This window comes from Paraburkholderia sp. CI2, from assembly GCF_014201055.1.
Classification (GTDB): domain Bacteria; phylum Pseudomonadota; class Gammaproteobacteria; order Burkholderiales; family Burkholderiaceae; genus Paraburkholderia; species Paraburkholderia tuberum.
Map to the genome: position 1 here is coordinate 212,328 of NZ_JACHDL010000005.1, position 12,285 is coordinate 224,612.

The 12,285-nt window shown below is 60.1% G+C and carries 12 protein-coding genes; 1 reads left to right on the forward strand and 11 read right to left on the reverse strand.

Going from position 1 to position 12,285, the window contains the following annotated elements; all coding sequences use genetic code 11:
* Window positions 1–29: 29 nt before the first annotated feature.
* Together istB and istA are read right to left on the reverse strand one after the other, a co-directional pair.
* Window positions 30–818 (reverse strand): IS21-like element helper ATPase IstB, encoded by a 789-nt coding sequence (gene istB / locus HDG32_RS10025; RefSeq protein WP_184066104.1) that lies wholly within the window; start codon window positions 816–818, stop codon window positions 30–32.
* Window positions 819–824: 6 nt separating this feature from the next.
* Window positions 825–2,348 (reverse strand): IS21 family transposase, encoded by a 1,524-nt coding sequence (istA, locus tag HDG32_RS10030; protein WP_311539655.1) that lies wholly within the window; start codon window positions 2,346–2,348, stop codon window positions 825–827.
* 994 nt (window positions 2,349–3,342) lie between these two features.
* Here istA and HDG32_RS10035 point away from each other — a divergent pair.
* The gene (locus HDG32_RS10035; protein WP_184066106.1) at window positions 3,343–3,825 is read left to right on the forward strand and encodes a GNAT family N-acetyltransferase; all 483 of its coding nucleotides are present in this window, start codon (window positions 3,343–3,345) and stop codon (window positions 3,823–3,825) included.
* An 843-nt stretch (window positions 3,826–4,668) separates the two neighbouring features.
* On the opposite strand, the gene HDG32_RS10040 is transcribed toward HDG32_RS10035, so the two are convergent.
* The 9 genes from HDG32_RS10040 to HDG32_RS10080 form a co-directional block, all read right to left on the reverse strand.
* Complete coding sequence (locus HDG32_RS10040; RefSeq protein ID WP_184066109.1) at window positions 4,669–4,926, reverse strand: hypothetical protein; 258 nt, start codon at window positions 4,924–4,926, stop codon at window positions 4,669–4,671.
* Window positions 4,927–4,995: 69 nt separating this feature from the next.
* Window positions 4,996–5,775 carry a Qat anti-phage system TatD family nuclease QatD gene (gene qatD / locus HDG32_RS10045; protein ID WP_184066112.1) on the reverse strand — a complete coding sequence of 260 codons (780 nt, stop codon included), beginning with the start codon at window positions 5,773–5,775 and terminating at the stop codon, window positions 4,996–4,998.
* A 14-nt stretch (window positions 5,776–5,789) separates the two neighbouring features.
* The gene (qatC, locus tag HDG32_RS10050) at window positions 5,790–7,157 is read right to left on the reverse strand and encodes a Qat anti-phage system QueC-like protein QatC (protein ID WP_184066115.1); all 1,368 of its coding nucleotides are present in this window, start codon (window positions 7,155–7,157) and stop codon (window positions 5,790–5,792) included.
* Window positions 7,154–8,122 carry a Qat anti-phage system associated protein QatB gene (qatB, locus tag HDG32_RS37005; RefSeq protein ID WP_311539656.1) on the reverse strand — a complete coding sequence of 323 codons (969 nt, stop codon included), beginning with the start codon at window positions 8,120–8,122 and terminating at the stop codon, window positions 7,154–7,156. Before qatB ends, qatC begins: the two co-directional genes overlap by 4 nt.
* Window positions 8,044–10,008 carry a Qat anti-phage system ATPase QatA gene (qatA, locus tag HDG32_RS10060; protein WP_184066121.1) on the reverse strand — a complete coding sequence of 655 codons (1,965 nt, stop codon included), beginning with the start codon at window positions 10,006–10,008 and terminating at the stop codon, window positions 8,044–8,046. The genes qatB and qatA overlap by 79 nt, the downstream gene beginning before the upstream one ends.
* Before the next feature lie 20 nt (window positions 10,009–10,028).
* The gene (locus HDG32_RS10065) at window positions 10,029–10,247 is read right to left on the reverse strand and encodes a poly-gamma-glutamate hydrolase family protein (protein ID WP_184066124.1); all 219 of its coding nucleotides are present in this window, start codon (window positions 10,245–10,247) and stop codon (window positions 10,029–10,031) included.
* A 4-nt stretch (window positions 10,248–10,251) separates the two neighbouring features.
* Window positions 10,252–10,614 carry a poly-gamma-glutamate hydrolase family protein gene (locus HDG32_RS10070; RefSeq protein ID WP_184066127.1) on the reverse strand — a complete coding sequence of 121 codons (363 nt, stop codon included), beginning with the start codon at window positions 10,612–10,614 and terminating at the stop codon, window positions 10,252–10,254.
* A gap of 74 nt (window positions 10,615–10,688) precedes the next feature.
* Entirely contained in the window at window positions 10,689–11,951 is a 1,263-nt protein-coding gene (locus HDG32_RS10075; RefSeq protein WP_184066130.1) for a type II toxin-antitoxin system HipA family toxin, read from the reverse strand.
* Complete coding sequence (locus HDG32_RS10080; protein WP_184066133.1) at window positions 11,941–12,258, reverse strand: helix-turn-helix transcriptional regulator; 318 nt, start codon at window positions 12,256–12,258, stop codon at window positions 11,941–11,943. The genes HDG32_RS10075 and HDG32_RS10080 overlap by 11 nt, the downstream gene beginning before the upstream one ends.
* Window positions 12,259–12,285 lie beyond the last annotated feature (27 nt).

Genomic DNA, 12,285 nt, shown 5'->3' on the forward strand with positions numbered 1-12,285 from the left:
ATGGCCCCGAAACGCGATTTCGAAGGGACTCAAGGATGCGGTTTTTTGCCGAGTTTTGCAACGAGGTTTTCGCTGTTTTCCGGCATGGGTTTAGGCTTGCGGAAGCTCTCGCCCTCGATGACGACTCGATAGGCGCCGTGGCGTAGACGGTCGAGCGTGGCAGCGCCAAGGATGCGGTTGTCGGGGAACGCATCGCCCCATTCGGTGAAGTCGAGATTTGACGTCAGGATTGAGGCCGCGCGTTCGTACCTGGCGGCGACTAGATCGTGGAAGTCTTCGTCGTGTGGCGCGCGCAGCGGTTTGATGGCGAAGTCATCGACGATCAGCAGCGGCACGCGCACGAATTGCTGGAACTTGCGTTCATACAGGCCGGTGGCACGGGCGGCATGGAGCTTCTTGAGCAGATTGGTCTGCGAGATGAACAGCACGTCGCGCCCTTGACGGGCGGCGCAGTGACCCAGAGCCTGGGCTAAGTGCGACTTACCAACCCCTGTTTGGCCCGCCATCAGAACGCAGACCTTCTCATCGATGTAACGGCCGGTAGCCAGATCGTGGATGTGGGCGCGATTGAGCCCGGGCAGCAGATCGAAGTTGAAGGTCTCAAGGGTCTTGCCCAACGAGAAGCCAGCGCGGGCAAGACGTGCGCCGAGTTTCTTCTGGTCGCGGCGTGCTACTTCATCGTGCAGCAGCATGGCGAGGAACTCGGTGTAGGCGAGCTGCCCGTCGATGGCCTGGCGGTTACGCTGTTCGAGCGAGTCGAGCACGCCGGACAGACGCAGTTGCTTGAGAATCGTATTCAGTTCAGGACTCGGGTTCATAGGTGTTCAATGGATCAGAATGGAATGGAGATCGCGGCCGAAGCGGCCGCCGTTGGCATAGGTGTCGGCAGGCGCCGGCGTTTGCGCCGATGCCGTCGCGGGCTGGCTGTCGAGCCCCTTGTCGAGAATGGTCTTGACGGTGCGGTACTTCGGACTGGCGAACGTGAGGGCCCGCTCGCACGCGGCGTCAAGACGCGCGTCGCCGAACTTCTCACGCATACGGACGATGCCCTGCGCGCCGCGCAGATTCACCAGTACCTTGTCGTTGAACATTGCGAGGACCACTGCGTGGCAGGCCGGCCCGATCTCTTTCGCACGAGCCAGGCACCACTGCGGATCGTGCTCGAGCCACGCCTGCGCTTCAGGCGGCTGGTGATCACGCACCGTCTGGCGATCACCGGGCTTGCGCAACCGCGGATGGGTTGCGACGAGTTCGTGCCGGTGGAACAGTTGCACAACGGTGTCGGTGGCCTTGAGCCACAGGTCCTTGCCGACCAGCGTGAAGGGCACCGAGTACAGTACCTTCTTGTAGACGACGTGCCCGTCCGTATGCACCTTGACCTCGCTCCAGACGGCCAGCACCGGCGGCACGTCAGGCAGCGTGGTGAGCAGCGGCTTCTCGACGGCGAAGCGTGCGAGCGGCTGTTCACGCGTCGTGCCGTGCTCGCGCGTGCCAGCCTGTTGCATCACCCAGTCGCGCAGTTGCCGGTTGGCGTCAGCCAGATCGCGAAATTCGCGCAGCGGCACAAAGGATTTTTTAACGTATTTGACGCCCGATTCGACGATTCCTTTTTTTTGCGGGTCGTGCGGCGGACAGGCGTCGATCCGGAATCCGTATCCCTCGGCAAGCGAGGCGTACGAACGCTGGACCTCTGGGCTGTACATGCAGGCTTTGGTGATCGCGCACTTCGCGTTGTCGATGATCACGCGGGCTGGACAGCCGCCCAGCCATTCGAAGGCACGCCGGTGACAGGCCAGCCAGGTCTCGACCGTCTGGTCCAGCACGATCTCGGCGTACTGATGCCGCGACCAGGCCAACGTCATCACGAAGATCCACGTCTTGAGCGGGATGCCGGACTCGTGCGTGAGCACCGGCCCGGCGCCGAAGTCGACCTGCACAGCATCGGCCGGGGCAAACTCAAGAATCGTCGTCGCCCTGACGCCGCGCTCGACCTTCAGGTTCAGCAGCATACGGCGCACCGCCGAATAGCTGCCCGCGTAGCCGTGATTGCGTTTGAGTGCGCTGTGAATCGTCGTGCCCTGCACGTCGGCGTCGAACCAGCCTCGTACCAGTTCGCGAAATGGCTCGAGCGTGGAAATACGGCTGCGTGGCACCTTGGGGTCGCGCCCGAAGATGCCGGCCAGCTCAGCGTCATCTGGCAAGGGCCGCCCGGGATCAAGCCAGCCATGAGCGAGCGCTACCTGCCGCACAGTCTTCAGCTTGCCGCGCCCCATCAAGTGGGCACCGGCAATGTCGCGGTCGGAATCGCCCTGACGCATGCGCGCCAAAACCTGTCGATACTCAAACACTTCGAACCTCCTGTTACTCATCGGCCCTCCAGGCAAAGATGCCGAAGGTACCGGGTTACGGAAATTCGAAATGCGTTTCGGGCTACGGCCCGGCGAGTCAACGAGTCTGCAAAGTGGCTCGATTACGCCGATCCTGAGGTGGCTCCATTACGCCGATCATCGAGTGGCCCGAATGCGCCGATCATGCACTGGCTCGATTGCGGCGATGATCAAGTGGCTCGATTACGCCGATCCTAGAATGGCCTCATTACGCCGATCCGTGACAGGCACAGCTGGGGCGGTGGCGGACACCGCTGCTGTTGCCGCCGACGTCGTCGAAGTCGGTGCCAGTAGAGCATCGGCGGCAGGTACAGCGGAACCCTGATGCGTCACTTTATTCTGGCGACTGCGGTAGCGGCGCATCCGTTCGGCATGCGCGAAGCGGCCGTGACGACTGCGCTGATAGCGCTGGCCGGCCACGCGCATGCTGGCCTGGCGTGCGACCTCAGAACAGTCACCGTCGCAGTAGATCTGGCCGCGGTCGCAACGGCGGCAAACGACGACCTGCGCCCGGCAGCGGGCGCACACAAACAGGCGGCCGGCGGCCGGCATCGGCAATCCCCGTCAATGCCGAAACGCTATCGACGGGACCGGTGGGTCGTGCCATACTGGCCCGGCACCCGTGCCCCATGCGCGTGTGGGGCTCGACATCGGAGTGAACTTGGCGGTTTGAGCCGGTGTCGGGCCTGTTTCTTCGGCGGTAAGCCTTCTTCTACCGCATCCAGACTTCGGCGTCACCTCCTCCTGAAACGAGCTGCGCCGGGTGCGTCTGCACTCGCCCTACGGGCTCCTTCCGACGCACCCGGTACCGCCTCCGCTCTTCGCGCAAACCATTTCCAAACCGCTCAACAGAGGAGGATCATTCCGTGTCTCTGATGACGCCGCCGTTTAGCGTCGGTTTCTCACACCCGTTCACACTTATGGACGTGAAAACCCCTTGGAATGAAAACAGCGAATGAATCGGAAGCTTTCTGCTCCGCAGCCGCTGCTGGCCGAGCACGACGTTGCCAGCTTTTCCTGCGGAAGGCTGGAGCTTGGCGACTGGCTGAAGCGGCGCGCCCTGATTAACCACAACAGTGGGACAAGCCGTGTATTTGTAACGACCGATGATTCCGGCCGCGTCTACGGCTACTATGCGCTCGCGGCTGGAGCCGTTGCCCATGTCGATGCAACCGGCAACGTTCGTCGAAATATGCCGGATCCAATTCCGGTGGTTGTGCTTGGCCGGCTAGCGCGAGACGTAAATACAAAAGGCATCCAACTCGGCGCTGCCCTTTTGAAGGACGCCCTCAATCGCGCTAGCTCGATCGCAAAAGATCTTGGCGTACGTGCGATGCTTGTGCATGCGATTGACGCACACGCAGCGGCTTTCTATGAGTCGTACGGGTTCACACCTTCTCCGATTCATCCCCTCACACTCATGCTCCGACTGGCATGACGAGTGCGCAGAAAAGCCGCAGGGTGCGGCTTTTCTTCACCTGGCCAACTTTCCGCCACTACAGAATTGTCCAAAATTTACGTCGGTACACGTGCCGTGGACAGCGGAAATAGCAGTCCGTGTACGAGCTTGTGCACGACCGAAACCCGGCTTCATGAAGCCCTGGCATGTAGTTCCGAAGCTGACGAATGACGCTCAGAAAGGCTGGTCGGCAATCTTGTACAGATTTGTACGGGACTTGAGGTTGCGAAGCGCGAATTCGGTGAGCATCGTGTGTCGTTCTCGTGGTTGGGACGACTTTCTACCGTCACCAACCACAAGACCTACAGACGCCCGCAAACCCACGCGGAGTCTAGCTTTTCGGGGAAAACTTTACCGTCATACCCAGAATCGCATGACGGTAACAATTGAAACCCGAATTTCGAACGGAACCATACCGTCCGGTTTACCGACACTTGTACCGTCTTTGATACCGTCAAATACGCCCAGCTTTCTACGGAATGGTGGAGATACTCATTAAAAATCAAATACTTAGAGGCAACGTTGCACGCTGATAGGCAATCCGAACACGCCTCGTAAGCCATTGATTTAATTGAGATATTTTTACCCTCATTCCCACTCGATCATCAATGGGTCTCGCAAACCCGCGTGGTTAAAGGGATCGGGCTTGATCAACATGGGGCACTACCGTCGCTTTTACCGTCAAGGGCGCACATCTTTTGCTGGCGCGGGAGATGGAGCACTTTGCGCGGGAGCTACGTTTTCGACACCATCATCAATCAGTCTCAAGAATACCGGAAAATTCTCTCTTCAGTCAGTACGGCTCGGAACAGTTGGCTTGACTCACAACTTCTCCGCGAGCGCCTTCAGCCTCTTGCTCTGCCGTGCTACCTTGATCTGCGCCTTCCCGTCTTTGCTCACTCGAATCGAGGTGGCATATTGAATGATGGCGTCATATGCCTCCTTGTTCTTCGCTTCATACCAACCAAATTTATAGGACAGCCTTCCCGCAGCAACCATGCCTTCAAGGTCAGGGTAGTTGTCGGCTCTATCTTTGATCAGCTTCTTTAGGTCCGCTATCTCTTTTTCTGTGAGTGGCATGGTTGCTATCCTCGTCTTTTGGTTAGTGCATCGGTGAAAGAAGGTTGCTGAGCAAAGGAATCCGGTCCTCTACAAGCCCTTTGGTGGCATCCGCTCGCCGTTTTCTAGCAAGCTGCGCAAGTTGTTTCGTACGGCCGTCGCGACCGTAGCTGATGGAACGTCGTGCAACCTGCTCAGCGCTTCAACAACCACTGCAACATCTGCGGGCTTCGAAGGCCTCGACCCAGTCTTGGTGAAAGGCCCATCCGTCTCCGTCAGCAACCTGTCGATCGGGATGGCAGCCACCATGGCCGAGTGTCGCTGGTTGTCCAGCATCGCCGCATTGATCGAGAAGTAGCACCCCAGCTCAAGTGCGCGCACCGCCTCCGCCTTCGTACCCGTAAACCAGTGGAGCACAACTTTTCCCCGTGTCGGTGGAAGATGCGACTCGATGTGATCGAGCACGATCTTCGCAGCACGGATGCTATGGACCGTGATGATCTTGTCCCCCGCTTCCGCGCAACGCTGCAGGACATGCCGAAAGACTTGCTTCTGCAGATCGATTGACTTGTAGAAGCGTGGTCCAGCGTCGAGGCCCACTTCGCCGACATATCGTGTCTCTGACAGATGTCGATCCCACAGATCGATTTCGCCTGCCCGCTCTGCGACCAACTGCGGATGCAGTCCGAGCGCCGCGCGAACGTGACGCGTGCGTTGGGCCAGTTCATGGTTGCGAGACCACGCCCTAGGAGTAGTCGTCACCGCCAGTGTGAAGACGCCCGCATCTTCAGCCTCTTGAACCACTGCCTGGTGATCGGGATACAGATCCAGATGACAATGAAAGTCTACGAGGCCTGCTGTGGTAGCCATGTTCGATCCTGGCATCAACTTGGCCTTGTTTCGACACCATCGATCAGGCGCGCAACTTCGGCAAGGCCTCGACGGTAAACATCTGCGAGCTGAGCGAGGTGCGGAATCTCGTCGGCAAGCGAGCCAGGTTTGTGGATCAGGAGGTTTGCGAGCTGCGGCCGACCACGCAGGCGTTCGATCGCGTATTGAAAGGATCGCACCTGCTTGCCCGTAGATTCTCGCGTGTCCAGCGTCTTGGCGCGAAGGTCGGACACCGTATAGGTTGTCTTATCCTCTCCCGCACCCCATGCTCCATCCAACGCGGCACGCCGGATCAGGCAAGGCAAGCAGTACCCACAATGCTCGATGCCGAGCCCCTGCCACCTTCCCTTTGTTGGAGACGAACACGACAGAGAATCCGACGCAAGTTTGGTCAGCAGCGCTTGATTCCCGCAACTTGACGTCATCTCCCCTTTCGTCTTTTCCCAATACGGATTCTCAATTCGCCCATTGACCCCCAGTTCTGCAAGCAGTTCGTTCCAACGCGCCATGTAGTACGGGTGCGTGGTGCGTGTACTGTTCGAACCAAGGCGCAATGGGTCCAAGGGAACGTTCAACGCGATCAGCCCGTTCTCTGGTACCCGCAGAATGACGGCCTTCCCCAGCCCTGTCCCTGCAAACACGCCCAATGCAAAGAACAAGAACGAGCGACCCCGCGTGCTGTTTTCCGACCCGACATTTTCGACCAGACCGTCGACGAATGTCATGCCCACGCGCAAACGCTCGAACAATGACTTGCTGTAGTGCGTCTTCAAGCCGGCGAAGAGCTTGCTTTGGGCATCGCTAGTCGCGCCTTCCCCAAAGTGACTGACCAGCAGCGGTGTCGATCCGACCTCCAGCAAATCGATAGCGCCAATCAAACTATCCAGGCCACCTGAAAACAGACTCACGGAATCGAACGGTGGTGCAATCAAGGTGGGGGGTGCTTCTTGGGCAATGGTCGCAAACCGGGGCGGCCGCGCCCGAAACCCAATCGTCCAGCGATCGCCGGTTAAGAAATTCAGGGCTTTCACCAGCGTTGGGACCGCACCCGCCCAGCGCGCCGGGTCACTGACTGGAATGACCAAGCGGATCTCCCGCGTCCATGAGTCTTGCGACTGTTCCGCGCGGGAAATACGAGTGTCCGCAGCATGAACGTGCGCAGCAACCACCAGCAGGTCAATGCCGATTTCCGACGGGAAGACACCCAGCTTCTTTAAGCTCGTTAGCGCACCGCCAATGCCATGGTCGAGCGACTTTTCTCCTGCGACCATCTGCAGCGAGGTGAATTGTTCGTCCGCGGCCGTGGGAATTTCAGTGTGATCGTCAGGGCCGAAACGGCCGGCCAGGAGTTGTCGTTTCATAGGTCGGCCTCCGCTTGACCGAGTGATTGAAGGATCGCGAACGCGGATTCATAGACGGTGTCCACGAACGACTGGATGCGCTCCGAGGTCAGGTTCGGAGATTCGGCACGCGCTCTCGTGAGCGCATCGCTTACTCCACCACGAATGAAATCGCGCAACTGCGCCTCCACCCGATGCGCCGCCTGTGCGTCGGTCGGCATCGTCACGGCCTTGGTACCGATGTCGTTGCAGATTCGAGCTTCAATCGCATGCGTTGCATACAACTCGAAGACTGTTTGCATCTGGTCCGGCGTGAAGGTCGAAAGGTCGGTCAAGCCTTCGGTGGTCAACTCGATGATTGTTTCAATATAGGCCTCGCGCGCGATGCCCTCATCGACGGTACCCGCCCCAGGGCAGATGTAGTCAGCCAGGCCCACAAAGATCTCGGTGATCGGTCGTCCCGCGAGCGACTCAAGATCCAACGAGCGCAGCGCTTCTCGAAGACCACGGGTTTGCGCATCCGCAAGGAAACCAAGCAATCTCGCACCGGAACCGCGTGAGGCTCCCATGCGTTGAGCCGCCTGGCGTGCGCCCCCTGCGGACGTGGAGACGTACCGCGAGACAGCGCGTCCGAGGCTAGCGCGGTCAGTGCCCCCCGAGCCAGCAAATCGCGTGAAACTGCTGCGTGCGCCGGAAAAGCGCTGAGGATCAGCCACTGCCGGAATGGCCGGCCGGTTTGGCACGGCAGGGGGCGCGGCGCCATCACCGGGTGCAGGACCATCGCCGTTTGCCCCATCTCCCGCAGAGGGCGATGCCGGCGGTGAGCCACCGCCGTCAGCATCTCCAAGCCACGAAGGCACCAGTGGCGTGCCGCCGCCCGGACCGCCATACGCTGTCGACGTTCCCATCAGCGCACTCCCTTCGTGTCTTTCAGTGTCAACTCGGAGGCCGTTTTGAGTGCAGGGTTGTTGGTCAGCTTGCTCCATTCCGTCAGCAGCGCCGTCAGGCGCCCGACACACTTCGCGTCCTTAATGACACCCTGCCAGCCGCGCACGGCCCACGGGCCGCACTTGCTGTTCGGTAACGCCTCCAGGAAGTCCAGCAGTTTGCTTTGCAACCCAGGCTGCGCCTTCACCAGCACGATGAGCCCGTCAATACCGGCCGGCATGGTTTCGAAGGCGCCGGTGCCCATGATCTTGGTTCGCACCGCCTCGAACACCTTATCCGCTTCCGGCTGCACAAGCAGCTTCAGTTCGGCCTCATAGCCCTGAACCATCATCTTTCCGCCGAAGAGCTTCTCCACCACGCTGGCCAAGTGTCCCAAGACAGACACCGGACCGAAGTAGTCCTTCTTGTCCTTCGTCACAAAGAGGTACGGGCGAAGATCGATACCAGACAGCAAGGGCTGCACGCGCGCCCAGTCTCGTACCGTGTCCGACGACTTCCACTCCGCGAGGACGGCGTTCTCCGGTGCGGACGTAGCGGCTTCCATCGCCTTGGGGCCTTTGCGTGCATCCCCTGCAACCGCCTTCCCGTCACTCTTGGCACTGGCTCCATCGCCGGCGAGACTTTTCTCCAGCATCTCAAGATCCTCGCAAAGGCCCTTTGGGTGAATGGCCGAGACAAAAGCGATCTGCTCAAAGAGCCGTGGGATAAAGCGCTCGGCGAGCATCAGCTTCGCCAGCACGGGCAAGGTGATGTCAGCGCCGAATCCGCGCGCGGTCGCTGTACGCTCCCGCAACAACAACGTATTTAGGAAGCGCTTGATTTGGCGCGGATTGCCCTTGGCACCACTCGCCAAAATCGGACCGATCTGGTCGCTGAGCGCGAGCGCGTTGTTGGCCTTGTCCGCTTTTGTCCCGAGTGCGGCCTTGACGGTCGCAGCGTCGAGACCGGCGTTTTCCCAAGGCCGCTTGAGGCGTTCCCGCGCAGCGGCAATGAGCTTTGCGTAGTCGGTATCCTCGTCGCTGATCTCAGCACCTGTCAGCAACAGCGTCACGTAGATGCGCGTCTCAGTCTCGCCCAAGGCCGGGATGCGAAACGGAACCTGGATCAGTTTCTCCAGGTAATTTCGAGCGTAGTCGCGCGGCCCCGTGGTCTCTGGCAGATCCGGGAAGTGTTTACGCACCGCGTATTCGATCATTGCCTCGTCCGCGGCAACGACGAACGCTGTGCGTGCGGTAAACACAAACAGCCGGATCGCTTCGAGCGTCTCTATAGCCGTGTCCGGCAAGCAACGGTCGAGGTCGTCAATCAGTACGATGAGTTGCTTGATGCCCGCATCTTTCAGGAGCTTGTCGAACGCTTTGCGAAAGGCCTCGACCTCCTCCGGAACGTTCTTGGTTTCTGCCGGCTTCAACATCGACTTCACACCGTCAATTGCGGACGTGAGGTTCTCTTTCGTCGCCAGCTTTCCGGGGTCCGCGAACATTCCTTCGAGCGTCCCCACGATGGCACTGATCTGATCCGGCGTCGGGATGCCAGTGAATGCAGTGAGCGCCAAGCCACCTGCGCGTTTCGCGACCTTCAACCAATCAATGCGATTGAAGACATCCTTGACCGCGCCGGCGGCCTTGGTCACTGCCGGGCGTTTTTCGACCAAGCCAGTAACGATGCCCTCGATCAACGCAATCTTGGCATCCTCGAACCCTTGGAAGCGCCAACCGTTGAACTTCAGGCATAGCACATCGTCCTTACCCGAGAACCCTGCTTCGATCATCTCCAAGACGCTGGATTTCCCAGCGCCCCAATCGCCGTGAACACCAATCGTGACAGGCTGATCCGGTTTCTCGCGCAAAAGTTCGATGATGGTCTTGGCGATCGCCTCGTTGTTGAGCAAGTCAACTTTGGTCTCGTTATCGATCAGAATCATTTGTCTCTTCCTCCCCCCAGTTAAGCCATCGGCAACGCCAGCAGCACCGACCGGATGGCCACAGAGATTGCCTCCCGCGGACCGTGCAGCCTCAGCGCCATCGTCATCTCGATCTGCACGCCAACGCCGCGGCGCCCACGATTGCAAATGTTGTTCGGGTCGGTTGCCGGGAATTGGTGCCCTCGCAGCCGGGTATCTATGCCGAGATCGGCGATGGCTCTCGCCACAGCGGCCTTCAAGGACTCATCGAGGCCCCCCAACGAGCGCCTGTTGCACGTCACCGCCACATCCGTGTATCGCGACCACATGATTGCAGCTGCTCAGCAACTCCAGACATCGAGGTTCGTCAAACCGGTGGCTGGTCAGATGGAGCGCGGAATAGTTGCCGGCTTGACGAATTCCTTCAAACAGGTAGAGATTGAAATCCTCTCCTGCAACGTCGCGTGCAACGTCCGACGTGTATTGCTCGATGCTGCCCCCATGGGGGGCTATTACTGCCACGGTCGAACCCGCGTTTGCCCGCACATGGACTCGATAGTCAGTGCCTTCGACCTGAGCGCTGGCCAAGTCCGTGAATCCCTTGTAATTGTCCGCTGGGCTACTCATGGCACCTCCACGTCGCGATAGGACGGGTTCGAGTAGCGAACTGGACTTGCCCAGTCGCCAGTCGGCATTGCGCCTCACGCATCGGGACGCCTTTCGAAGAAGAAGCAGTCAGGCAGGATGGCCGGAGCGACGTAATCGATGTCTTCGGCCGACACATCACAGGCGAAGAAGCTGTCGCGCCAATGCCGGACGACATCGACGAGCCGATCGATCTGCCCGCGCGCTTCTTCCGCCGACAAACCGAAACGCCCCGCCTGCGACAGCAGGTTGTAGATGCTGGCCGTGCGACCGTAATCGCCTACGGTCAACGCCAAATCGCGCCTCTCCAGGCTGACCACGGGCGCGGGCACGAGGTCGTAGGCCGGTGACAGCCGCCATCCCTTCTGTCTGCGCAGCATGGCATGGTTGCGGGGATGATCATCGTTGTTGGTCACGGCGGCATTGAAGACCATCCGCCTGAAGAGTTCGGCACAGTCGGCTTCTGGCTTGTCAGACCATCGGCGCAAGTTGTCGGCCAGCAGCGGGTAGGACCAGCGTTCACGGTCCAGGTGGCTATCCCCGCAGTCGAGCACGGTCAAACCGCTGACAAGACCGAAGCGAAGGTAGCCCATGTCGGTGTGGTCGCGATCGAAGCGCTGCAACATCAGCACATCGCTCTCGCCAACGCGCTGGAGCCGTGCCTGTGTGACGTTCAGGCCGCATCGCCGAGCCAGATCGAGCGTAGCAAATTCGACCCGCTGCAGATTGAAGCGGTCATCTCTGGCCGGAAACTTGCCGAGCCAGAGACTTTGTGCGTCCTCGATCGTGGCCTTCGGCCGTGCACCACCCATGCTGGTGCCAGGATCGAGCTGTTCAAGCAGATGGGCTGCCACCGGGCGCCCCTCTTCGATCGCCTGTGTGGCCGCGATCAGCTCGGCCAGTTGGTGCGTGCGGTTGTACTGGCGCTTGGGCGCAGGCGGTTCGGCCTTCAGCCCGAAGCTCAGGTACCCCGCTCCGTCTTGCGGTCCATGCAGCAAATAGTCGATTTCCTGAAGGTCAGCAGCGCTGCGCTCAAGCTTGTGCTCGATCACGCGCCGCCCCCAGGCGTCGGGGCCGGCGTCCCGAACCGCACCGGGAATCCCCTTGAGCTGGGTGAACTCGAAGACTTCCTTGGCAAGAGGCAATTGGAACGGATCGAGTGCAACCGCCTCCTGGCGCTGAAGGTAACGGTCGCCGTAGCGAAACCGCCCAATCTGCGTGCCGTCGGGTAGCGTCTGCACTCTAAGCAGCGCTGCCGGCACCGTTTCCAACGTGCCGGGCAGCTGAATGTAGACATAAGCCTCGCGCTCAGAAGTCATAGTCGTCGCTCACCTTGCGGGCCTTGCTCGCCCGAGTCGGACGGCGCGACGCTTCGAGCGCCTTGCCGTGGAGATCGCTGTCGGGATCTGCGACAGCGTCCAGCGACTTGTCCAGGCCGAGTGCCCACAGTACCGTCAGGCACACGCCGACTGCCGTACCCGGCTTACCGAGCTCCAGCGCCGTGAGGGTGTTTCGGTTGATTCCCGCCTTGCTTGCGAGATCGGCGACCGACCAGCCGCGCCGAATCCGCGCCACCCGAATGCGCTGACCCAGCCGAGCTACCCGCTCAGTGACTTGTGTAGGCATCGTGAATTTGCTCATTAAACTAGGCAT

Coding starts and splice junctions, on each gene's coding strand:
- istB (WP_184066104.1), bottom strand. CDS start 818: ATGAACCCGAGTCCTGAACTGAATACGATTCTCAAGCAACTGCGTCTG.
- HDG32_RS10035 (WP_184066106.1), top strand. CDS start 3,343: ATGAATCGGAAGCTTTCTGCTCCGCAGCCGCTGCTGGCCGAGCACGAC.
- HDG32_RS10040 (WP_184066109.1), bottom strand. CDS start 4,926: ATGCCACTCACAGAAAAAGAGATAGCGGACCTAAAGAAGCTGATCAAA.
- qatD (WP_184066112.1), bottom strand. CDS start 5,775: ATGGCTACCACAGCAGGCCTCGTAGACTTTCATTGTCATCTGGATCTG.
- qatC (WP_184066115.1), bottom strand. CDS start 7,157: ATGAAACGACAACTCCTGGCCGGCCGTTTCGGCCCTGACGATCACACT.
- qatB (WP_311539656.1), bottom strand. CDS start 8,122: ATGGAGCAAGCTGACCAACAACCCTGCACTCAAAACGGCCTCCGAGTT.
- qatA (WP_184066121.1), bottom strand. CDS start 10,008: ATGATTCTGATCGATAACGAGACCAAAGTTGACTTGCTCAACAACGAG.
- HDG32_RS10070 (WP_184066127.1), bottom strand. CDS start 10,614: ATGAGTAGCCCAGCGGACAATTACAAGGGATTCACGGACTTGGCCAGC.
- HDG32_RS10075 (WP_184066130.1), bottom strand. CDS start 11,951: ATGACTTCTGAGCGCGAGGCTTATGTCTACATTCAGCTGCCCGGCACG.
- HDG32_RS10080 (WP_184066133.1), bottom strand. CDS start 12,258: ATGCCTACACAAGTCACTGAGCGGGTAGCTCGGCTGGGTCAGCGCATT.